Here is a 21,975-nt window from a genome sequence, read left to right on the forward strand (position 1 = left end):
GTGCTTATCCTCGGATGGCCCAGAAGGCCAGGCTCAAACCTGGGAAATCGCCTGCCACGTAGAAGGCGAAGCCACCACTGTTCTGCAGCATCTGCCAGTGCTCGCTGCCACGGTCGAGCTCGAAGTAGGTGGAGCCGGCATGGAACGGAATCTGCCGTGGCGCCACCGGCAGCGGCAGCAGGCCGATGCCCGGCAGTTGCAGGTTGACCAGATCGCGGATGCTTTCCACCGCACCGATCTTGCTCTGCTGGCCGAAGCGGCTGCGTAGGGTTTCGCTGGGCACGTCGGCACGCACCACGAGGATGAAACTGGCGCTGTCGAGCAGGCTGCGGTCGGCCAGCATCGCCACGTGGATGCCGTAGGCCTTTTCGACGATGGGGATGGCCACTGCCTTGCTGTCGATCAGCATCGACAGGGCTTCGCGCAGCGCGGTCATGACCGGCGTGAAGGTGGCCAGCAGGTCGTCGTGCTGGTACATCGGGAAACTGTCCGGGCGCCGTGCGTCGCGGGTGAAGGTGGCGAACTCCCCGGCCAGCGCCAGCAGTTCGCTGTACAAGCGTTCCGGGTGCACCGGGCTCAACTGGTTGAGGTGCTCGATCAGCGGCTGGGCGCGGTTGACCAGTTGCAGCAGCATGAAGTCGGCGATTTCCGAGGCGCCGCCATTGGCCGAGGCCACCACGCGGCCGGCCAGTGCCTCGCCACGCTGGTGCAGCAAGCCCAGCAGCTCGCTGCGAAAGCCCGACAACTGGGTGTTGGCGGCCACGTCGAGCAACGGTGGAATGTAGCGCTCGTCGAGCACCAGGGCACGGTCGGCGCGGCGTTCGCGGATGCGCACCACACCGAGCGCGGCGTGGTCGCTCAGGCCGTCTTCCTCGCGCAGCAGGCGCAGGGCGCGGCTGCCCAGGGCTAGGGCGGCACGGTTCTCGAATGGCGCATTGTCGTCGCGCACTTCGCTGACGCGGCTGACGTAACGCGCACCTTCCATCGGCTCGCCGGCCTCGACGGTGTCGCGCGCGCCGGCGCGCTTGAGCGCCAGGCCCAGGTACACCACACCGTCGCGCAGGTCTTCGGGAATCTCCAGAGGCGGCGGCGGCAGGTCGTCGCGGGGGATGTCGAAGGGCGTGCCGTCCGGCAGCAGGCCGCGGGCGCTGAGGATGGCCAGCTTGCCCTGGCTCAGCAGGCCCTGGTCGACGAGCAGCTCGGAAAAGCCCCAGGCCGCCGCCTGCAAGGGCCGGCTGCGGGCATCGACGAAGTTCTCCAGGTAGCGGTCCTGCTGCTGGAAATGCTGAGTGGTGACGAACATGCCTTCCGACCAGACGACACGATTGTTCCAGGACATGAGAGCTCCGGTGGCCTAACGGGCAGGCGCAGGTTGGGGGGCGGCTTCGGCGCTGCGCACGGCGCGCACATCGAGGCTGATCTGATAATCGCGCGGCGGCACGGGCAAGACGCTGCGCCATTGGGCGCGGTCGATCTCGCGATAGCCCACCACCAGCCCGACCTGACGCGTGGCCGGGTCCAACGGGCGGCGCAGGTGCATTTGCTGGCCGGGGCGTAGCAGCACTTCGTCCTGGTCGATGAGGTCGGCGCCGAGGGTGGCCTGGGCGCGCTCGGCCAGGGCGAAATAGTCGGCGCGCTCGAAGGCGGCGGCGTTCTTCAACTCGAACAGGCGCACGCGCACCGGGGCCGGCTCGCCACCGCCGCCGGGGTTGAGCCCGGCGGCGGCGCTGAAGTACAGGCTCACGTCGGACGCGGCGGGTGCCGTAACCTCGGCTTGCGAAGCGTCCTTGCTGCACGCGGCGAGCAGCGACAAGCCCGCAATGGCGGCCCAGCGGGTGAGGTGCATCTTGGTAGTGGTCACGGGGTGGGGATCATCCTGATCGGCAGGCTCGTTCAATCGCGCGCTGGGCGAGTGGTATGGGCTTCGTAGGCGCGACTGAATTCGCGGCCGAACAAATCGTGGAAATCGTCTTCGGCTTCACGGGACATCTGCTCGTACAGCGCGGTGAACTGTTGCCAGCAGTGGGCCTGGCGCGAGCCGCCGAAGACCTTGGCCAGGCCCGAGGGCGGGGCCAGGCGTGCTTCCAACTGGCCGGGCTCGAAGCGCGCCAGCAGGTGCTCGATGGCCGCCTGCATACCGGCCATGACCGCCAATTGGTGGGCGCGCAGGTCGTCGAAACTGTCGCGCACTGCCTGGTCCGGGGCCATGAACGCGGCATTGCCGTGACGCAGCAGCAACAGCAGCGCTTCGTCGGCGTTGGGGGCGAACTTCAGCGGGTTGTTCTGCACCGGGGCGATGCTGGTCTGTTGCAGGCGGAACTCGCCTTTAAGGCTGCTGCGCGCGCGCAGCACGTCGATCAGGCCCTCGACCATCAGCCGGTAGCTGCGGCCCAGCGCTTCCATCTGCGCCTGGGCCTGGGCGGCGTCGATGCGCAGGTGTTCGATGCCTGCGCCGCGCAGGAAGGCGGTGAGTAGGTCGTCCGGGTTGGCGGTGGCCGGCGCGGCCGGTACGGGGGCCGGCTGTGGGTTCGACGCGGTGGCTGGCGCTGGCTCGGGCTGTGGACTCGACATGACGACCGGCGCTGGCTCGGGCGGCGCTTCGGGGACGGACGGCGGCTGTGGCGTCGGTGCCGTCCACGGCTCGGGGCCAGCGGTGGCCGATGCGGGCGGCGTGGCGACGTCGGGCGGCGCGATGTCGGGCATGGGCGCAGGTGCAGTATCGAGCTCGGTCGCAGGTATTGCAGGCGCGGCGGCAGGTGCCAGCGCATCCCAGTCTGCCGGAATCAAACCAAGCGGTCCGGGCGCGGAGACGACAGGTGCCGGCGGCTCGACGATCGGCGCAGACGCAGGGAGCGGCGTAGGCGGCCGGAAATCGTGCTGCTGGGCCGGCACATGGTCGGGTTGGCTAGGCGCGGGCACGCTGGAAGGGCCGAGGAAGTCGAACAGGTCGGGCAAGGTCTGATGGCTGCGGGCGCTTGGCGCGAACGCTGCGGCGGGTGTCGCAGCGACCCCTGCCTGATGAGCCATGAGGGCCTCGAAACTGGCTGGCTCGGCCTGTCCCGGCAACGCGCCAGCCGGCGCTGAATCGATTCTGGCTTGTATCTCGTAATCACCGATACGAATAACTTCGCCATGTTGCAACGGCTCGCTGTTTCCGCGTCGCAATTTGACGCCGGCATTCACCAGTTCGCTGCCGTTGGTACTGTCATCAGTCAAGTAATACCGCCCGTCGCGGTATTGGATGGTGCAATGCCGCGACGACACTAAACGCTCCGGATCTGGCAAAACCCAGTCGTTGTCCGAGTTTCTGCCGATCGTGATAGCACGCTCGCCCACCGTGAACTCCGAGGTTTGTCCCGGGGTTATCTTGTGGTAACTGGTGATGGTAAGGCAAAGTGCCATCGCGCCTCCTGCATGCGATTCAATATACCGTCCGCCAATGGGTGCGAATCAGCTACAAGGCCAAGAAATACTTAGCTCGGTATTTAACCAGCCGGTTAAAGGTTAGCGAGTGACATCAATGAGTACGGCGCTGAAACTAACCTGTGACACCGCCCCCGGTAATGCCCCAAAAGCGTTACGCAATTTTTAAAGGCGCGTCGGGCCGCGCTAGCTTACCTTGACAGCATTTACGAAATAAACCATAAATGCGCAACTTCACCACCGCGGCATGATATCACTTGGATATCATTTTGCTTTAATTAATCGAACTGCGCACACGTTCACAAAAAATCCATCTAGCACTTCAAAAACCTTCATCACGAACTGACAAGGACGGCGTTCTTCGGTGAATAACTCGCAGCTCTTGGCGCCTGTTTCCGATGACTTCCCGTGCGGAACAGACCTCGAATACGACGCACAATTCCTTCAGCTCGAGCGGGATGCGCAAGGCCGCCCCGAGCGCGTCATGGGCGATGCCGTGCAGCCTGCCGAACCGCCCGACTGGCGCCAGATCGAGCAAGCCTGCCAGGCGCTGCTCGAACGCAGCAAAGACCTGCGCATCACCCACTTCCTGACCCAAGCGCGCCTGGCCCTGCACGGCGTGCCGGGACTGGCCGCCGGCCTGGAACTGATCCGCGCACTGCTCGCCGACTACTGGCTGCACCTGCATCCGCAGCTCGATGCCGACGACAGCAACGATCCCACCGTGCGCATCAATGCGCTGGCCGGCCTGACCAGCGACAACACCCTGAGCCTGCTGCGCGACGCCGTGCTGGCCCGTTCGCGCACCTTCGGCCAGGTCAGCTTGCGTGGCGCCGTACAGGCCGCCGGTTTCCAGGCCGGGGCGCAAGCGCCTCTGAGCGTCGAGGAACTGAGCGCCGCCCTGCGCGACACCGACCCGGCCCTGCTGGCGCAGACCCGCGATGCCCTGGATACGGCCCTGAACGCCTGCGAGGCCATCGAGCAACGGGTCAACGAGCAGGTCGGTTCGGCCAGCGGCGTCGACCTTACCCCGCTCAGCCAGTTGCTGCGCCAAGGCCGCCAGGTGCTGCTCGACTACGCCAACCTCGATGCCCCCGGCCCCGACCACGCTCCGGCCGCCGTCCAAGCGGCCGACGCGCCTGGCGCCGATGCCCCGGCCGCTGCCCGCCCCGCCGCCCGCGCCGGCGAGATCAACAGCCGCCAGGACGTGCGCGCCAGCCTCGACAAGCTGCTGCAGTACTACGCCCGCCACGAGCCCTCCAGCCCCCTGCCGGTGCTGTTGCGCCGCGCGCAGAACCTGGTGGACGCCGACTTCGCCACCATCGTGCGCGACCTGATCCCCGATGGCCTGTCGCAGTTCGAGAACCTTCGTGGCCCCGAGCCCGACTAATACCAGCCAACCCCATTGCGTAACGCCCGCACCCACACCACACCGCCTCGAAGGCGACCAGGAGGAACAACGTGGCGAAAGACAGCTCCCAGAAGTTCATTGCGCGCAACCGTGCGCCGCGGGTGCAGATCGAATACGACGTCGAACTGTACGGCGCCGAGAAGAAGGTCCAGCTGCCGTTCGTCATGGGCGTGCTGGCCGACCTCGCTGGCAAGCCGGCCGAGCCGCTGCCGGCGATCGAGGAGCGCAAGTTCCTGGAGATCGACGTCGACAACTTCGACGCGCGCCTCAAGGCCATGCAGCCGCGGGTGGCCTTCAACGTGCCGAACGCGCTGACCGGCGAAGGCAACCTGAGCCTGGACCTGACCTTCGAAAGCATGGACGACTTCAGCCCCGCCGCCGTGGCGCGCAAGGTCGACGCGCTGAACCAACTGCTCGAGGCACGCACCCAACTGGCCAACCTGCTGACCTACATGGACGGCAAGACCGGTGCCGAAGACATCATTCTCAAAGCCATCAAGGACCCTGCCCTGCTGCAGGCCCTGGCCAGCGCGCCCAAGCCCGCTGACACCGAGCCCAAGGCCTGAGGAGCCCCGCCATGAACGACGCCCAGCGCGACAACCAGGCCCAGCCGGCCAGCACCGAACAGACCAGCGACTTCGCAGCCTTGTTGCTGCAGGAGTTCAAGCCCAAGACCGAACGCGCCAAGGAAGCCGTCGAGAGCGCCGTGCGCACCCTCGCCGAGCAGGCCCTGGCGCAGACCAACCTGGTCTCGGACGATGCCATCGGTTCGATCGAACAGATCATCGCTGCCATCGACGCCAAGCTCACTGCCCAGGTCAACCAGGTCATCCACCACCCCGACTTCCAGCAGCTGGAAAGCGCCTGGCGCGGCCTGCACTACCTGGTCAACAACACCGAGAGCGACGAGCAGCTGAAGATTCGCGTGCTCAATGTGTCGAAGAAAGACCTGCACCGCACCCTGAAGAAATTCAAGGGCACCGCCTGGGACCAGAGTCCGGTGTTCAAGAAGCTCTACGAGGAAGAGTACGGCCAGTTCGGCGGCGAACCCTATGGCTGCCTGGTGGGCGACTACTACTTCGACCAGTCGCCGCCCGACGTCGAACTGCTCGGTGAGATGGCCAAGGTCTGCGCCTCGATGCACGCGCCGTTCATCTCGGCCGCCGCGCCGACCGTGCTGGGCATGGGTTCGTGGCAGGAGCTGTCCAACCCGCGCGACCTCAGCAAGATCTTCACCACCCCCGAGTACGCCGGCTGGCGTTCGCTGCGCGAATCGGAAGACGCCCGCTACATCGGCCTGACCATGCCGCGTTTCCTCGCCCGTCTGCCCTACGGCGCCAAGACCGATCCGGTTGAGGCCTTCGATTTCGAGGAAGACACCGACGGCGCCGACAGCAGCAAGTACACCTGGGCCAACGCCGCCTACGCCATGGCCGTCAACATCAACCGCTCGTTCAAGCACTACGGCTGGTGCTCGCGCATCCGCGGCGTGGAATCGGGTGGTGAAGTGCAGGGCCTGCCGGCGCACACCTTCCCCACCGATGACGGTGGCGTGGACATGAAGTGCCCAACCGAAATCGCCATTTCCGACCGTCGCGAGGCGGAGCTGGCGAAGAACGGCTTCATGCCGCTGCTGCACAAGAAGAACACCGATTTCGCCGCGTTCATCGGTGCGCAGTCGTTGCAAAAGCCCGCCGAATACGACGATGCCGACGCCACTGCCAACGCCAATCTGGCGGCGCGCCTGCCGTACCTGTTCGCCACCTGCCGCTTCGCCCACTACCTCAAGTGCATCGTTCGCGACAAAGTCGGCTCTTTCAAGGAAAAGGACGAGATGCAGCGCTGGCTGCAGGACTGGATCCTCAACTACGTCGACGGCGATCCGGCGCACTCCACCGAAACCACCAAGGCCCAGCACCCGCTGGCCGCCGCCGAGGTCGTGGTCGAGGACGTCGAGAACAACCCCGGTTACTACAACTCGCGCTTCTACCTGCGCCCGCACTACCAGCTCGAAGGGCTGACCGTGTCGCTGCGCCTGGTATCGAAGCTGCCTTCGGCCAAGGGCGCCTGAGGCATCCCCCCGGCCGGCGCGGCCACATCCGCACCGGCCTAATGCACCCCGAGACGAAACGCTGGAGACATCATGGCAGTAGACATTTTCATCAAGATCGGTGACATCAAGGGCGAGTCCATGGACAAGACCCACAAGGACGAGATCGACGTGCTGAACTGGCACTGGGGCATGGCCCAGTCCGGCAACATGCACTTGGGCGGCGGCGGCGGTGCCGGCAAGGTGAACATCCAGGACCTGTCGCTGACCAAGTACGTCGACAAGTCCAGCCCCAACCTGATGGCGCACTGCTCAAGCGGCAAGCACATCGACAAGGTCAAGCTGACCGTGCGCAAGGCGGGCGGCGAAAGCCAGGTCGAATACCTGGTCATCAACCTCGAAGAAGTGCTGATCAGCTCGCTGAGCACTGGCGGTTCGGGCGGCGACGATCGTCTGACCGAGAACATCAGCCTGAACTTCGCCAAGGTCACGGTCGACTACCAGCCACAGAAAGCCGATGGCAGCAAAGACGGCGGCGCGATCAAGTACGGCTGGAACGTACGCCAGAACGTGAAGATCTGACCTTCCGTTTCGCCGGTCGCCCCGCCTGCGTAGGCGCGGGCAGCCGGCGCTCCGATCCACCCGCCAAGGCCCCCACGCACACCGCCGCCTCGCCAAAGGACTTCCTCCGTGCTCACCGACCTCGCCGCGCGTGACCGCCTGCAACCCTCGCTGCTCGATCGTCTGACCGACGACGACCCCGGCAATCCGCAGGAAGCTCCCGACAAGCGCGTGCTGTCGCTGCAGCAACTCAAGGCGTCGGTGCTGCGCGACCTGACCTGGCTGCTCAACACCACCGCCCTGCTCGACGCCGACACCACCCTCGGCACGCCCGCAGGCGCCTCGGTGCTCAACTACGGCCTGCCGGCACTGGCCGGCAACAGTGCCTCGAGCATCGACATCGGCCTGCTGGAACAGATCATCCACCAGGCCATCGTCACCTACGAACCGCGCATCCTCGCCCATACCCTGCGCGTGCGCGCCCAGGCCGCGCCCGGCGAGATGAACGCCAACGCCCTGAGCTTCGAAATCGAAGGCGACCTGTGGGCGCAACCCGCCGCCCTGCCTTTGCTGTTGCAGACCGACCTCGACCTGGAGTCGGGTCAGGTCCGCGTGGCGCCGCTGCTGCGCAGGAGGCGCGCATGAACCCACGTCTGCTGGAGCTGTACAACCAGGAGTTGCAGCACATCCGCGAAGGCGCGGCAGAGTTCGCCAAGGAATACCCCAAGATCGCCGGGCGCCTGACCCTGTCGGGCATCGACTGCGCCGATCCTTATGTGGAGCGCCTGCTCGAAGGCTTCGCCTACCTCACCGCGCGGGTGCAGCTCAAGCTCGACGCCGAGTACCCGACCTTCACCCACAACCTGCTGGAAATCGCCTACCCGCACTACCTGGCCCCGACCCCGTCGATGACCGTGGTGCAGTTGCAGACCGACCCCAACGAAGGCTCGCTCGGCGAAGGCTTCCCATTGCCGCGCGGCAGCACCCTGCGCGCCAACCTCGGCCGCGACTCGCAGACCCCGTGCGAGTTTCGCAGCACCCAGGACGTTACCCTGTGGCCGCTGGAAGTGGCCCGCGCGCAGTATTTCGGCAACCCCGGCGCGGTGCTCGGCCGCCTGGCCAGCAGCGCGCCCACGGCCCGTGCCGGCCTGCGCCTGACCCTGCGCAGCGGCGCCGAGATGCCGTTCGCCAGCCTGCCGCTCACGCATTTGCCGCTGTACCTGCACGGCAACGACGAGACCCCCTATCGCCTCTACGAGCAACTGCTGGGCACCGCCTGCGCGGTGTTCGTGCGTCAGCCGGGCGCCGATTGGGTGGAACGTCTCGACCCGCAACAGGCCCTGCGCCCGTGTGGCTTCGACGACCGCGAAGCGGCGCTGCCGGTGGTGCCGCAGGCGTTCCAGGGTTACCGGCTGTTGCAGGAATACTTCGCCCTGCCGCAGCGTTTCCTGTTCGTCGACTTCGCCGGCCTTGGCGCCGCCGTGCAGCGCTGCGACGGCCATGAGCTGGAAGTGCTGGTGCTGTTCGAGCGCTTCGACGCCAGCCTGGAAAGCGGCGTCGGCAGCCAGCAGTTCGTACCCTTCTGCACCCCGGCGATCAACCTCTTCCCACGGCGCCTGGACCGCATCCACCTGAGCGACAAGGTCAACGAACACCACGTGGTCGCCGACCGTACCCGGCCGGTGGACTTCGAGATCCATTCTCTGCAAGAGGTCACCGGCCACGGCACCGGCCCGCAGCAACCGTTCCTGCCCTTCTATGCCGTGCGCGACCCGTCGCGCTACGGCCGCGACCAGGCCTATTACGTGGTGCGCCGCGAGCCGCGGGTGCTGTCGAGCGAGCAACGGCGCAACGGCACACGCTCCAGTTACGTGGGCAGTGAAACCTTCATCAGCCTGGTCGATGGCCAGCAGGCGCCCTACCGGCACGACCTGCGCCAACTGGGCCTGAGCGCGCTGTGCAGCAACCGCGACCTGCCGCTGTTCATGGCCGTGGGCGATGCGCGCAGCGACTTCAGCCTGGCCGACAGCGCGCCGGTCAGCGCCATCCGCTGCCTGGCCGGGCCCAGCCGGCCGCGGGCCAGCCATGCCCACGACAACCGTGCCTGGCGCCTGATCAGCCAGCTGTCGCTCAACTACCTGTCGCTGACCGAGCAGGGCCAGGGCGCGGCGGCGCTGCGCGAACTGCTGCGCCTGTACGGCGACAGCCAGGACAGCGCGCTGCAATTGCAGATCGAAGGCCTGCGCGAAGTCAGCTGCACGCCCTGCACGCGGCGCCTGCCGATGCCCGGGCCGATCGTCTTCGGCCGCGGCCTGGAGATCGTCCTGACCTTCGACGAGAACGCCTTCCGCGGCACCGGCGTGTTCCTGCTGGGTGCGGTGTTCGAGCGTTTCCTGACCCGCTACGTGTCGATCAACAGCTTCACCGAAACCGTGCTGCGCACCACCGAGCGCGGCGAGATCATGCGCTGGACGGCCAAGCCCGGCCGCAGGCCCACCCTGTGAGCGGCCAAGCCGAGCGTGATGCGGCGGGCACGTTGGAGGCCATGCAGGCCGAGCCCTGGCAGTACGATTTCTTCCAGGCCCTGCGCCGCCTTGAGAACGAGCACCGCCACCTGCCGCGCTTCGGCCATTCGCGGCGCCTGGCCGACGAGCCGGTGCGCCTCGGGCAGCGCCTGGACTGCGCCTTCGCCCCGGCCACCCTGGCCGCGGTGACGCCCGCCGCGGTAACGACCGCCGGCGAACATGCGCCGGCACGCCTGGAACAGTTCTTTTTCGGCCTCGGCGGCCCCAACGGCCCGCTGCCGCTGCACCTTACCGAGTACGCCCGCGAGCGCCAGCGCAACCATGCAGACGCCACCAGCAAGGCCTTCATGGACGTGTTCCATCACCGCCTGCTGAGCCTGTTCTACCGCGCCTGGGCCGAGGCCCGGCCGACCGTCAGCCACGACCGCCCCGAAGACGACTATTGGGCCACGCGCCTGGCCGCTCTGAGCGGTCGCGGGCAACCTGCGCTGCAAGGCCAGGGGCCGCTGCCGGATACCGCAAAGCTGCACTATTCCGGGCACCTGGCCGCGCAGACGCGCTACCCCGACGGCCTGTGCGGCATCCTGTCGAACTACTTCGGCGTGCCGGTGCGCCTGGAGGAGTACGTCGGCCAATGGCTGGCGCTGCCCGAACGCAGCCAGCTCGGTGTGCGCGCCAGCCGCCTGGGCGCCGATCTGTGCCTGGGCCGCCACGTGTGGGACCGCCAGCACAAGTTCCGCCTGTGCCTCGGCCCGCTGACCCTGGCCCAGTACCACGCGCTGCTGCCCGGCGGCCGGGCCTTCGTCGAGCTGGTGGCCTGGGTCGCCGAGTATGTCGGCCAGGAACTGGACTGGGACGTCGAGCTGACTCTGCAACGTGAACAGGTGCCGGCGCTGCGATTGGGCAGCGGTCGGCGCCTGGGTTTCGACACCTGGCTCGGCGAGGTCCGCCGCGACGCCAGCGACCTCAAGCTTGCCCACCACTACGCCACGCTGCCCGTCCCCGACACAAGGAGTCCACACCATGGGTGAAATCAGTCGCGCCGCGCTGTTCGGCAAACTCAACCCGCTCGCCTACAAGGCCATCGAGGCCGCCACGGTGTTCTGCAAGCTGCGCGGCAACCCCTATGTGGAGCTGGTGCATTGGCTGCACCAACTGCTGCAACTGCAAGACAGCGACCTGCACCGGCTGATCCGCCAGTTCGACCTCGAGCCGGCGCGCCTGGCCGCCGACCTCACCGCCGCACTGGACCGCCTGCCGCGCGGCTCGACCTCCATCACCGACCTGTCCTCGCAGGTCGAAGAAGCGGTCGAGCGTGGCTGGGTGTACGGCAGCCTGATGTTCGGCGAAAGCCAGGTGCGCAGCGGCTACCTGCTGCTCGGCGTGCTGAAGACGCCCAGCCTGCGCAATGCCCTGCTGGGCCTCTCCGGCGAGTTCGCCAAGCTCAAGGTCGAGGCCCTGAGCGAGCGCTTCGCCGAGTACGTGGGCGACTCGCCGGAAAACAACTTGGCCGCCAGCGACGGCTTCAGCGCCGGCGCGCCGGGCGAAGCCAGCGGCGCCGTGGCTCCGGCCGCACTGGGCAAGCAGGAGGCCTTGCAGCGCTATACGGTCGATCTGACCGAACAGGCGCGCAGCGGCAAGCTCGACCCCATCGTCGGGCGCGACGAGGAAATTCGCCAACTGGTCGACATTCTCATGCGTCGCCGGCAGAACAACCCGATCCTCACCGGCGAGGCTGGCGTGGGCAAGACCGCCGTGGTGGAAGGTTTCGCCCTGCGCATCGTCGCCGGCGATGTGCCACCGGCGCTCAAGGACGTCGAGCTGCGCAGCCTGGACGTCGGTCTGTTGCAGGCCGGAGCCAGCATGAAGGGCGAATTCGAACAGCGCCTGCGCCAGGTGATCGAGGATGTGCAAGCCTCGCCCAAGCCGATCATCCTGTTCATCGACGAAGCCCATACCTTGGTCGGCGCCGGCGGCGCGGCCGGCACGGGCGATGCCGCCAACCTGCTCAAGCCGGCCCTGGCACGTGGCAGCCTGCGTACGGTGGCCGCCACGACCTGGGCCGAATACAAGCAGCACATCGAGAAGGACCCAGCCCTGACCCGCCGCTTCCAGGTGGTGCAAGTGGCCGAGCCGAGCGAAGCCAAGGCGTTGCTGATGATGCGCGGGGTGGCTTCGACCATGGAACGGCATCACCAGGTGCAGATCCTCGACGAGGCGCTGGAAGCGGCGGTCAAGCTGTCGCACCGCTACATTCCGGCGCGCCAGTTGCCCGACAAGTCGGTCAGCCTGCTCGACACCGCCTGCGCCCGTGTGGCCATCAGCCTGCACGCAGTGCCGGCCGAGGTCGACGACAGTCGCCGCCGCATCGAAGCCTTGCAGGTGGAGTCGCAGATCATCGCCCGCGAACACAGCATCGGCGTCGCCATCGGCCAGCGCCAGGCGCACACCGAACAGGCCCTGGCCGATGAGCGATCGCGTCTGCAGCAGCTGGAACAGCGCTGGGCCGACGAGAAAGCCCTGGTCGAGCAGCTGCTCGCCATCCGCGCCCAACTGCGCGAGCGTTGCGGCGAGGTCGAGCAGGCCGACGACGCCCTGCGCGACACCCTGACCGATCTGCAACGGCGCCTGAGCGCGCTGCAAGGCGAAACGCCGCTGATTCTGCCCACCGTCGACTACCAGGCCGTGGCCTCGGTGGTGGCCGACTGGACCGGCATCCCGGTGGGGCGCATGGCGCGTAACGAGATCGAGACCGTGCTCAACCTCGACCGCCACCTGGCCCAGCGCATCATCGGCCAGGACCATGCCCTGCAAATGATCGCCAAGCGCATCCAGACCTCGCGCGCCGGGCTCGACAACCCCAACAAGCCCATCGGCGTGTTCATGCTCGCCGGCACCTCCGGGGTGGGCAAGACCGAGACTGCCCTGGCCCTGGCCGAAGCGCTGTACGGTGGCGAGCAGAACCTGATCACCATCAACATGAGCGAATTCCAGGAACCGCACACCGTCTCCACCCTCAAAGGCGCGCCGCCCGGCTATGTGGGTTACGGCCAAGGCGGAGTGCTGACCGAAGCGGTACGCCGGCGTCCGTACAGCGTGGTGCTGCTCGACGAAGTGGAAAAGGCCCACCCCGACGTGCACGAGCTGTTCTTCCAGGTGTTCGACAAGGGCGTGATGGAAGACGGTGAAGGCCGCCAGATCGATTTCCGCAACACGCTGATCCTGCTCACCACCAACGCCGGCACCGATTTGCTCGCCCAGCTGTGCAAGGACCCGGCCGCCCTGCCCGACCCCGACAGCGTGGCGCGCCAGCTGCGCGGCCCGCTGTTGGAGATCTTCCCGCCCGCCTTGCTCGGCCGCCTCGTGACCATCCCCTACTACCCGCTCAGCGACGCCATGCTCAAGGCCATCACCCGCCTGCAGCTCGAACGTATCCGCGCACGGGTCGAGCACACGCACAAGGTGGCGCTCAGCTACGACGAGGCCGTGGTCGATCTGATCGTCTCGCGCTGCAGCGAAACCGAAAGCGGCGGCCGGATGATCGACGCCATCCTCACCAACGGCCTGCTGCCGGACATGAGCCGCGAATTCCTCACGCGCCTGCTCGACGGCCATCCGCTGGGCAACGTGCACATCGGCTGCCGCGACAACGCGCTGCACTATGATTTCCGTGCACTGTGATTTCCGTGCCGCCTGACAGGACCTGACATGCTGTTCACGCAAATCACCCGCCTGGCGCAGGTCACCAGCCCCCTGGGAGCCAATGCGCTGATCCTCGCCGAGATGACCGGCAGCGAAGAGCTGGGCCGGCTGTTCGAGTTCGAGCTGCAACTGACCAGCGACGACCCGGCCATCGACCTCAACCAACTGCTCGGCAAACCCATGTGCCTGAGCGTGCAGTTGGGCGTGGGCGCGCAGCGCTACTTCCACGGCCTGGTGGCGCGTTGCAGCCAGTCGGTCGACCGTGGCCAGTTCGCCAGCTACCGCGTTACCCTGCGCCCCTGGCTGTGGCTGCTCACGCGCACCAGCGACTGCCGCATCTTCCAGAAGCAGAGCGTCCCGACCATCGTCAAACAGGTGTTTCGCGACCTCGGCTTTTCGGACTTCGAAGAGCAACTGAGCCGCAGCTACCGCGAGCGCGAGTACTGCGTGCAGTACCGCGAGACCAGCTTCGACTTCGTCAGCCGTCTGCTCGAAGAAGAAGGCATCTACTACTTCTTCCGCCACGAACAGGACCGCCACGTGCTGGTGCTGGCCGACGCCTACGGCGCCCATCAGCGCGTGCCGGGCTACGAAACGGTGCCGTTTTTCCCGCCCGACGGCCAGCACCGCGAGCGCGACCACATCAACGACTGGTATCTGGCCCAGGAAGTCCAGTCGGGCTCGCTGGAGCTGAACGACTACGACTTCCAGCGCCCCAGCGCGCGCATCAACGTGCGCTCGGCCATGCCGCGGCCCCATGAAGCCGGCGACTACCCGCTGTTCGACTACCCCGGCGAATACGAACAGGCCGAGCATGGCGAGCACTACGCCCGGACGCGCCTGGAGGCCTTGCAGACCCAGCACGAACGGGTCGAACTCAGCGGCAACGCCCGCGGCCTGGGCAGCGGCCACCTGTTCAACCTCAGCGGTTTCACCCGCACCGACCAGAACCGCGAATACCTGATCCTGGCCGCGCGCTACCACGTGTTCCAGGAGCGTCTAGAGACCGGAGGCGGCAGTGGCAGCGCGCAGTTCCACAGCAACCTCAGCTGCATCGACGCGCAGCAGAGCTTCCGTCCCCTGGCCAGCACCCACCGGCCGCAGGTACGCGGTCCGCAGACGGCCATCGTGGTGGGGCCGGCCGGCGAAGAGATCTGGACCGACCAGTATGGGCGGATCAAGGTGCACTTCTATTGGGACCGCCACGACCAGTCGAACGAGAACAGTTCGTGCTGGATTCGCGTCTCGCAGGCCTGGGCCGGCAAGAACTGGGGCTCGATGCAGATTCCGCGCATCGGCCAGGAGGTGATCGTCAGCTTCCTCGAGGGCGACCCCGACCGGCCGATCGTCACCGGCCGGGTGTACAACGCCGAGCAGACCGTGCCCTACGACCTGCCCGGCAGCGCCACCCAGAGCGGCATGAAGAGCCGTTCGAGCAAAGGCGGTTCGCCGGCCAACTTCAACGAAATCCGCATGGAAGACAAAAAGGGCGAAGAGCAGCTGTACGTGCATGCCGAACGCAACATGGACAGCGTGGTGGAGCAGAACGAAACCCTGTCGGTGGGCGCCAACCGCACCCAGTCGGTGGGCCAGATGGAGCAGATCACCATCGGCGCCAGCCGCCTGCGCGCGGTGCGTTTCGACGACGTGACGCTGGTCGGTGCGAGCAAGTCCGACAGCGTCGGCGTCAGCTACCTGCTGGAAGTCGGCAACGTGCTGCGCCTGGTGTGCGGCAAGAGCGTCATCGAGCTCAACGCCAGCGGGCAGATCAACATCAGTTGCGAGCAGTTCAGCTTCCATGCCAAGCAGGACGCCGAGATCAATACCGGCGGCACCCTGGACCTCAACCTCGGCGGCGAAGCGCAGACCAGCGCCGAAGGCCAGGGCGTCCAGAAAGACATCGAAGCCGCGGTCAAGGGCTTGTTCCCCGATAGCGGCCAGTGACGAGACCCCCATGACCTACCGCCTCAACGAGTTCCGCTTCGACCTGCCCGATGCCACGTGCCATGACACCAGCATCAACATCCTGCGTTTCGACGCCCTGGGCACATCGTTGATCGTCAGCCGCAGCCTGCTGGGCGAGGACGAAACCCTGCAAAGCAATTTCGACGGCCAGTTGCAGCGCCTGCAGCAACAGGTCAAGGACCTGCGCTTGCAGCCCGTCACCGCAATCAAGGTCGGCCAGGCCCAGGACGTCGACGCCCTGGAACTGGGCAGCCAGTTCAGCAAGGGTACGGACAAGGTCTACCAGTACCAGCTGGCCTTGCTGCTGCCCGGCACGCGCAAGTTGTTCGCCTTGAGCTACGTCAAGGCCCAGCCGTTGGGCGACGTCGAGGCCGCGCATTGGGCGCAGATCAAGCGTTCGCTCGACTTCGACAATCTGAGCTGACGAGCACGCCGATGTCCGACGCATTCTGGGCCGCCCGCGAAGGCGATGCGCTGCTGCACACCTCGATGCTGGCCGACGTCGTCGGTGGCGTGCTGGAAATCGCCGCCACCGCCGCCATCGGCGCCCTGGCGACCGCCGCCGTGGCCGCCGCGTTCGGCCTGACGGTGGCCACCGGCGGGCTGGGCTGTTTCGTGCTCGGTGCGGTGGTGGGTGTGGTGGTCGGTGTGGCGATGGCCAAGACCGGCGCCGACACCGGGCTCAGTCGATTATGCGAAGGCATCGGCAATGCCCTGTCGCCGCCGACCGTCCAGGCCACCATCGCCACCGGCTCGCGCGACACCCACATCAACGGCAAGCCCGCCGCACGCGCCGCCGGCATCGTGCTGGCGCCGCTCACGCCGCTGCAGAACGAGCAGGCCGTCGACCAGGCCCAGGCCAATACAGAGGAGGAAACCTTCCTCGACATGGCCAAAGGCTTTTTCTCGCAGCTGTGGCGCCCCACCGTCGCCAGCCCCGCGCCCAACACCCAGGAAGCCAACGACGACAAGGTCCTGTGCAGCAAGCACCCGCCCATGCCGCCGCAATACCTGGCCGAAGGTTCGAGCAAAGTCATGATCAACGGCCACCCCGCCGTGCGCAGTGGCGACCGCAGCACCTGCGAGGCGGTGGTGGCGGACGGCGGGCTGGTCTCGGACAACGTGCGCATCGGCGGGGAGCCGATCGTGGTGCGCGAGATCCGCAGCGGCAAGACGCCGGGGGTGGGGCTGGCGGTGTCGGCGTTGATGCTGTTGCGTGGGCGGGGGAGCAAGTTCTTCAGCCGCTTCGGCTGCATGGCGATCGGCGGTGCGACCAGCTACGTCACCGGGCAGGTCAGCGGCGCGCTGACCCGCGCCATGAGCGCTTCGCCCAATCCGGTGCACGCCGCCACCGGGGCCAAGGTGCTGTGTGGCGACGACGACCTGGACTTCAGCGTGCAAGCGCTGATGCCCATCGACTGGCAGCGCCTCTACAACAGCCTCGACGAGCGTGCAGACACCCTGTTCGGCAAAGGCTGGAGCACGGCCTATGAAGTCGGCATCGTCATCGCCCACGACGCAGACGGAAACGAACTGCTGACCCTGCACGACGAACAGGGCCGTGAGGTCGACATGGGCGCCATCGCGCCGGGCGAAGCGGTGTTCAGCGCCGGCGAGGGCCTGAGCGTGCGGCGCGACGTTGGCGGCGACGTGCTGACCGAAAGCCGCGACGGCCTGTACCAGCTGTTCCAGCCCACGCCCGGCCAGCCGAACGTCCTGCGCTTGAGCCAGATGGGCGACCGCAACGACAACCGCATCCACCTCGACTACGACGACCACCAACGTCTGAGCCAACTGCGCGACCGCTTCGACACCGTCTGCGTGCGGCTGCACTACAGCGCGCAATGGCCACGCCGGGTCGCGGAGGTGGTCGAGTGCGTCGCCTCGCAGGTGCCGCGGCGGCTGGTCGGCTATGGCTACGACCAGGCCGGCAACCTGGCCCAGGTGGTCGATGGCCAAGGCCAGGTGCTGCGCACGTTTGCCTACGACGCCGCCCAGCGCCTGAGCGAACACCGCACCCGCAGCGGCCTGCGCTGCTTCTACGAATGGGCGCCGTGTGGCGACCGTGCGCGGGTGGTGCGGCACTGGACCGATGCCGGCGACAGCTACCGGATCGAGTACGACACCCAGGCCGGCACCACCACGGTCACCGACGGCCTGCAACGCACCAGCGTGCACACCTGGAACGCGCAGTACCAGATCACCTCGCACATCAACGCGCTCGGCCAGTGCTGGCGCTTCGAATGGGACGAAGAGCGCCAGTTGCTCGGCGCCATCGACCCGGGCGAAGGTATGTGGCGTTTCGCCTATGACACGGCGGGCAACCTGCTCGAACGTCTTGACCCGCTCGGGCGCAGCGACGCCACGACCTGGCTGGAACACTGGTCGTTGCCGCGCACGCAGACCGATGCTGCCGGCAACGTCCAGCGCTTCGCCTACGACCAGCGCGGCAACTGCATCGCGCACACCGACCCACTGGGCGGCAAGACGCTGTACCGCTTCGACGCCCAAGGCTGCGTCACCCAGATCATCGATGCCCTGGGCGCGCGGCAGACCCTGGAATGGGACCTGCGCGGCCTGCTGCTGCGCCAGACCGATTGCTCCGGCCATGCCACGCGGCTACGCCATGACGCCAACGGGCATCTGCTGAGCATCACCAATGCTCTAGGCGAAACCACCCTCTACCAGCACGACCCCTCGGGTCGGCTGTTGCAGATCACCCAAGCGGATGGGCGCATCGAGCGGTACCAGCACGATGCGGCGAACCATCGGCTGCGCTACGTCGATCCTGCCGGGCACGTCACCGCCAACACTTACGACCGCCGTGGACAGCTGCTGACCTCGCGCGATGCGTTCGGGCACTGCGTGGAGCATCGCTACGACGACTACGGCCGGCTGATCGCGACCCGCAACGAAAACGGCCAGGCCTATCGCTTCGAGTGGGACGCCGCCGACCGGTTGATCGTCGAGCACAACCTCGACGCCAGTTGCCGGCGCTACGCCTACGATCTGCAAGACAACCTGGTGCGCGTCGACTTCCTGCCCGTCCCCGGCAGCCCCGACGCGCCCATCGTGCACGAGATGCGTTTCGATGCCGCAGGCCGGTTGCTGGCACGCACCACGTCCGATGGCTGTACCGAATACGCCTATGACCCCCTCGACAACCTGTTGCGCCTGCGCTTCACCGACAAGCATGGCGTCAGCCAGCCGTTGGCGTTCAGCTACGACGCCCTGGGCCAGGTGCTCGAAGAACGGGCCGCCTCCGGCACCCTCGTCCACGAATACGACGCGGTGGGCAACCTGGCGCGTACCGGGCTGGCGGACGGGCGCTGGATCAATCGGCTGTACTACGGCAGCGGGCACCTGCACCAGGTGAACGTCGACGGCAGGCTGGTCAGCGACTTCGAGCGCGACCGCTTGCACCGCGAAACGCTGCGCACCCAGGGTGCCCTGGTTACCCACAGCGAGTACGACAATGCAGGCCGCCTGCGCGCACGGCTACGGCGCACCGCCGGGCAGCCGGTGCAGCGCCTGCCGGTGGCCGAACGACGCTGGGCCTACGACCTGCTGGACAATCTGGCCTCGCGCTACACCCGCAACGGCGCCGGCGACGCCTGGAAAACCCTCAACCACGATGCCACTGGCCGTATCGTCGCCTGCGAAGAGACCCGCCGGGGCCGCCCCGAACACCTGCGTTACGACCCGGCTGGCAACCTGCTCGACCCTGCGCAACCGGGCGCGGGCCGAGTACAGGACGATCGCCTGCTGGCCTTCGAAGACAAACGCTACCGCTACGATGGCTTCGGCCGGCTCAGCGAAAAGCGCAGCCGCCAGTACGGCATCCAGCACTTCGAGTACGACGCCGAACACCGGCTGATTCGCATACGGACCCTGCAACCGGGCCGCGAGCGGCTGCTGCACCTGCGCTACGACCCCATGGGCCGGCGCATCGCCAAGACCGAAACGACGCTCGACGGGCTGGTGCTCGGGCACACCGACTTCGTCTGGGACGGGCTGCGCTTGATCGCCGAGCGGCGCAACGGCCACTTCACGCTGTATCTGTACGTCGACGACGGCCATGCGCCGTTGGCACGCATCGATGGCATAGGTGCCCACCAATGTCTGCGCCACTACCACACCGACCTCAACGGCCTGCCCGAGCAACTCACCGACGATCAGGGCGAGGAGCAGTGGCGCGCCAGCTATGCCACCTGGGGCCGCAGCTACGAAGAACACCGCGCGGCGGGCTTCGCCGACGAGCAGAACCTGCGCTTCCAAGGGCAGTACCTGGATCGGGAAAGCGGGCTGCATTACAACCTGTTCCGCTACTACGACCCGGATGTGGGCAGGTTCACGCAGCCTGATCCGATCGGCTTGGCGGGTGGCTTGAACCTGTATGCGTATGCGCCGAACCCGTTCACCTGGATCGATCCGTGGGGGTTGCTCAACGAGGGGGAGACAGCGGGGTATGGGGCCAAGGCGCACAGGAACGATGGGCGTGACGCGCATGAGGTCATGCGCAACAAATTCCTCGAGGACAAGGGCCTCATCAAGAAAAAACGGCGTATGCGTGGCAATCCCTCCATTGCCCTCAGCCCGGCGAATCACAAGGACGTACATAAGGAAGAGCATCGCTTGCGCGGACTGATGGGGCTCAAACCCAACCAAATGCTACGCAGTGGCAAACTTGAGATCAGGCTCATGTCCCAAGCGATTTACAACTCCATGGTCTTGACCAACAAGATGACCACTCAACAACTACGAACCGCCAGGCGGTACGCCACGTCATTCGCTAAAAGCAAGGGGTGCTATTGAATACCAACGCCAACAAGATCGTATGGTCCGACCAGGATGCCGGTTTCGGCCAAGTCGGCGGAGGCGCTTTTCTAGAAGACATCGCGCTGTGGCCGCTGGCGCCATCTTCAGGAAAGATGATGACGCCATTGATCACGCTCAGAGAAAATTTTCTACCTGTCCGGTTTCTTCCCGAAGGCATGGCGCTGACGGTGTTCATTGCGGTGGATGCACGCGATGGCACATTCGATTCGTCCATCCAGCACCGCTATACCGTCAACCTGCAAAGCGAACTGGAAGCGGTTCGCCAAGGGGGTTACTCGCGTGTCCTTTTACACAAGCTGAGTGAGCAGGCTCTTTGGCCAACCTCGGACACAGTGGTCATACCCCCTAAGTTCATTGACTTCGTGGAGATGACTGATACAGAGGTTGAGGCCGATCTGGTAGATGACCGTAACGGTCTTTGCATCAGCAGGCCGGTGGGTCGTCGCTTCTGGCTCCAGGAAGCGATTGGCGAGTCGAGTCGATACAGCTTTCTCATGCAATTGATGGAATACGACATCGCTGAGTGGAGCCCTGTGCATGCCGGCCTGATCGGTAGGGGCATCGGCTATTTGTACGTGGACCGACAAGCCCGCCGTGGAAAACAAGGCGACGAAGGCGGTTATTTCTTCATCCAGCCTGCGCTGGAGAACTGTCCGACCCGCCCAGAGTTTTCTTCGGGCCGGGACCAGCATCTTTCCGCTATTCCTGCCTACCAGCGACCCTATCCGGTCATCTACCAGGACCGGTCGATGCCTGAAATCCTGAACCCCAACAAGATCGTCTTTTCCGATCAAGACGCCGGACTCGGTCAGGTCGGCGGCGGTGCTTTCCTCGAAGACATCGCGCTCTGGCCGCGGGTGCCCGACACTGGCCAGTTGATGACGCCGCTGATGACGTTGGGCGCACGCTTCCTACCGGAAGACTTCGTGCCCAAGGGCATGGCCATTTCAGTCTTCATTGCGGTCAAGGAAAACGACGGCTATTTCAACGAGTCGGTGCAACGACGCTATACCGCACACCAGCAAAGCGAATTGAAAGAGGTAATAGAGCGCGGTTACTCGCGTGTCATTCTGCACACATTGAGCGAAGAGGCATTATTGCCGCCCTCCGAGACGATGATCCTGCCCAGCCGGTTCATCCACTTCCAGGCCATGAGCGAGGAAGAACTCGCAGAAGAAGTGCAAGAAGAAGACTGCGGCCTGGAACTGAGCAAACCCCAAGGCCGCGCTGGCTGGTTGCAAGATCCGATCTTCCCACCTGAGCATCACAGCCTGTTAATGCAGTTGGCGGAATACGACATCGCGCAGTCAAGCCCGGCGCTCGAAGGGCTGTTCGTCGATGGCATCGGCTACTTATATCTCGACGACCGCGTGCGGCAGGGTCAGCAAGGCGATGAAGCCGGTTACTTCTTCATCCAGTTCACCTGAGCGCCTGCTTTGCGCTTGAAACGAAACAGCCCCGGCATTTACCGGGGCTGTTTACGTATCGCCTGAACGCCT

At 66.1% G+C, this 21,975-nt stretch carries 15 protein-coding genes; 12 read left to right on the plus strand and 3 right to left on the minus strand.

What is annotated here, in order from left to right; all coding sequences use genetic code 11:
* Nucleotides 1-4 precede the first annotated feature (4 nt).
* The 3 genes from tssK to tagH are packed head-to-tail and all read right to left on the minus strand — an operon-like array spanning nucleotide 5 to nucleotide 3,402.
* A complete protein-coding gene (gene tssK / locus AA0Z93_RS06285; RefSeq protein ID WP_413045912.1) occupies nucleotides 5-1,339 on the minus strand; it encodes a type VI secretion system baseplate subunit TssK in 1,335 nt (444 codons plus the stop codon).
* A 15-nt stretch (nucleotides 1,340-1,354) separates the two neighbouring features.
* Nucleotides 1,355-1,846, minus strand: a complete 492-nt coding sequence (tssJ, locus tag AA0Z93_RS06290; RefSeq protein ID WP_413048336.1) for a type VI secretion system lipoprotein TssJ — start codon at nucleotides 1,844-1,846, stop codon at nucleotides 1,355-1,357.
* Nucleotides 1,847-1,893: 47 nt separating this feature from the next.
* Complete coding sequence (tagH, locus tag AA0Z93_RS06295; protein WP_413045911.1) at nucleotides 1,894-3,402, minus strand: type VI secretion system-associated FHA domain protein TagH; 1,509 nt, start codon at nucleotides 3,400-3,402, stop codon at nucleotides 1,894-1,896.
* A 385-nt stretch (nucleotides 3,403-3,787) separates the two neighbouring features.
* On the opposite strand from tagH, the gene tssA reads away from it, so the two are divergent.
* The 12 genes from tssA (at nucleotide 3,788) to AA0Z93_RS06355 (ending at nucleotide 21,903) form a co-directional block, all read left to right on the plus strand.
* A complete protein-coding gene (gene tssA / locus AA0Z93_RS06300) occupies nucleotides 3,788-4,813 on the plus strand; it encodes a type VI secretion system protein TssA (RefSeq protein WP_413045910.1) in 1,026 nt (341 codons plus the stop codon).
* A 71-nt stretch (nucleotides 4,814-4,884) separates the two neighbouring features.
* Nucleotides 4,885-5,400: a type VI secretion system contractile sheath small subunit gene (tssB, locus tag AA0Z93_RS06305; protein WP_296266614.1), complete on the plus strand. Its 516-nt coding sequence runs from the start codon at nucleotides 4,885-4,887 to the stop codon at nucleotides 5,398-5,400.
* A gap of 11 nt (nucleotides 5,401-5,411) precedes the next feature.
* Nucleotides 5,412-6,905, plus strand: coding sequence for a type VI secretion system contractile sheath large subunit (tssC, locus tag AA0Z93_RS06310; RefSeq protein ID WP_413045909.1), 1,494 nt, complete (start codon nucleotides 5,412-5,414; stop codon nucleotides 6,903-6,905).
* Nucleotides 6,906-6,977: 72 nt separating this feature from the next.
* Nucleotides 6,978-7,466 (plus strand): Hcp family type VI secretion system effector, encoded by a 489-nt coding sequence (locus AA0Z93_RS06315; protein WP_413045908.1) that lies wholly within the window; start codon nucleotides 6,978-6,980, stop codon nucleotides 7,464-7,466.
* Nucleotides 7,467-7,574: 108 nt separating this feature from the next.
* Nucleotides 7,575-8,090 (plus strand): type VI secretion system baseplate subunit TssE, encoded by a 516-nt coding sequence (gene tssE, locus AA0Z93_RS06320; protein ID WP_413045907.1) that lies wholly within the window; start codon nucleotides 7,575-7,577, stop codon nucleotides 8,088-8,090.
* On the plus strand, nucleotides 8,087-9,949 hold the full coding sequence (gene tssF, locus AA0Z93_RS06325; RefSeq protein WP_413045906.1) for a type VI secretion system baseplate subunit TssF: 1,863 nt from the start codon (nucleotides 8,087-8,089) through the stop codon (nucleotides 9,947-9,949). Before tssE ends, tssF begins: the two co-directional genes overlap by 4 nt.
* Complete coding sequence (gene tssG / locus AA0Z93_RS06330) at nucleotides 9,913-11,001, plus strand: type VI secretion system baseplate subunit TssG (protein WP_413048335.1); 1,089 nt, start codon at nucleotides 9,913-9,915, stop codon at nucleotides 10,999-11,001. The genes tssF and tssG overlap by 37 nt, the downstream gene beginning before the upstream one ends.
* Complete coding sequence (gene tssH / locus AA0Z93_RS06335; protein ID WP_413045905.1) at nucleotides 10,994-13,651, plus strand: type VI secretion system ATPase TssH; 2,658 nt, start codon at nucleotides 10,994-10,996, stop codon at nucleotides 13,649-13,651. The genes tssG and tssH overlap by 8 nt, the downstream gene beginning before the upstream one ends.
* 27 nt (nucleotides 13,652-13,678) lie before the next feature.
* Nucleotides 13,679-15,616, plus strand: coding sequence for a type VI secretion system tip protein VgrG (locus AA0Z93_RS06340; RefSeq protein WP_413045904.1), 1,938 nt, complete (start codon nucleotides 13,679-13,681; stop codon nucleotides 15,614-15,616).
* A gap of 10 nt (nucleotides 15,617-15,626) precedes the next feature.
* Nucleotides 15,627-16,061 (plus strand): DcrB-related protein, encoded by a 435-nt coding sequence (locus AA0Z93_RS06345; protein WP_413045903.1) that lies wholly within the window; start codon nucleotides 15,627-15,629, stop codon nucleotides 16,059-16,061.
* A gap of 11 nt (nucleotides 16,062-16,072) precedes the next feature.
* Complete coding sequence (locus AA0Z93_RS06350; protein ID WP_413045902.1) at nucleotides 16,073-20,452, plus strand: RHS repeat-associated core domain-containing protein; 4,380 nt, start codon at nucleotides 16,073-16,075, stop codon at nucleotides 20,450-20,452.
* Complete coding sequence (locus tag AA0Z93_RS06355) at nucleotides 20,449-21,903, plus strand: hypothetical protein (RefSeq protein ID WP_413045901.1); 1,455 nt, start codon at nucleotides 20,449-20,451, stop codon at nucleotides 21,901-21,903. The genes AA0Z93_RS06350 and AA0Z93_RS06355 overlap by 4 nt, the downstream gene beginning before the upstream one ends.
* The last annotated feature ends 72 nt before the right edge of the window (nucleotides 21,904-21,975 follow it).

The organism is Pseudomonas phoenicis (assembly GCF_047302395.1).
Classification (GTDB): domain Bacteria; phylum Pseudomonadota; class Gammaproteobacteria; order Pseudomonadales; family Pseudomonadaceae; genus Aquipseudomonas.

Excerpts from the sequence above, each read along its gene's own strand:
- tssK (WP_413045912.1), bottom strand. The coding sequence starts at position 1,339 with ATGTCCTGGAACAATCGTGTCGTCTGGTCGGAAGGCATGTTCGTCACC.
- tagH (WP_413045911.1), bottom strand. The coding sequence starts at position 3,402 with ATGGCACTTTGCCTTACCATCACCAGTTACCACAAGATAACCCCGGGA.
- tssH (WP_413045905.1), top strand. The coding sequence starts at position 10,994 with ATGGGTGAAATCAGTCGCGCCGCGCTGTTCGGCAAACTCAACCCGCTC.
- AA0Z93_RS06345 (WP_413045903.1), top strand. The coding sequence starts at position 15,627 with ATGACCTACCGCCTCAACGAGTTCCGCTTCGACCTGCCCGATGCCACG.
- tssC (WP_413045909.1), top strand. The coding sequence starts at position 5,412 with ATGAACGACGCCCAGCGCGACAACCAGGCCCAGCCGGCCAGCACCGAA.
- AA0Z93_RS06350 (WP_413045902.1), top strand. The coding sequence starts at position 16,073 with ATGTCCGACGCATTCTGGGCCGCCCGCGAAGGCGATGCGCTGCTGCAC.
- tssJ (WP_413048336.1), bottom strand. The coding sequence starts at position 1,846 with ATGCACCTCACCCGCTGGGCCGCCATTGCGGGCTTGTCGCTGCTCGCC.
- AA0Z93_RS06315 (WP_413045908.1), top strand. The coding sequence starts at position 6,978 with ATGGCAGTAGACATTTTCATCAAGATCGGTGACATCAAGGGCGAGTCC.
- AA0Z93_RS06340 (WP_413045904.1), top strand. The coding sequence starts at position 13,679 with ATGCTGTTCACGCAAATCACCCGCCTGGCGCAGGTCACCAGCCCCCTG.
- tssF (WP_413045906.1), top strand. The coding sequence starts at position 8,087 with ATGAACCCACGTCTGCTGGAGCTGTACAACCAGGAGTTGCAGCACATC.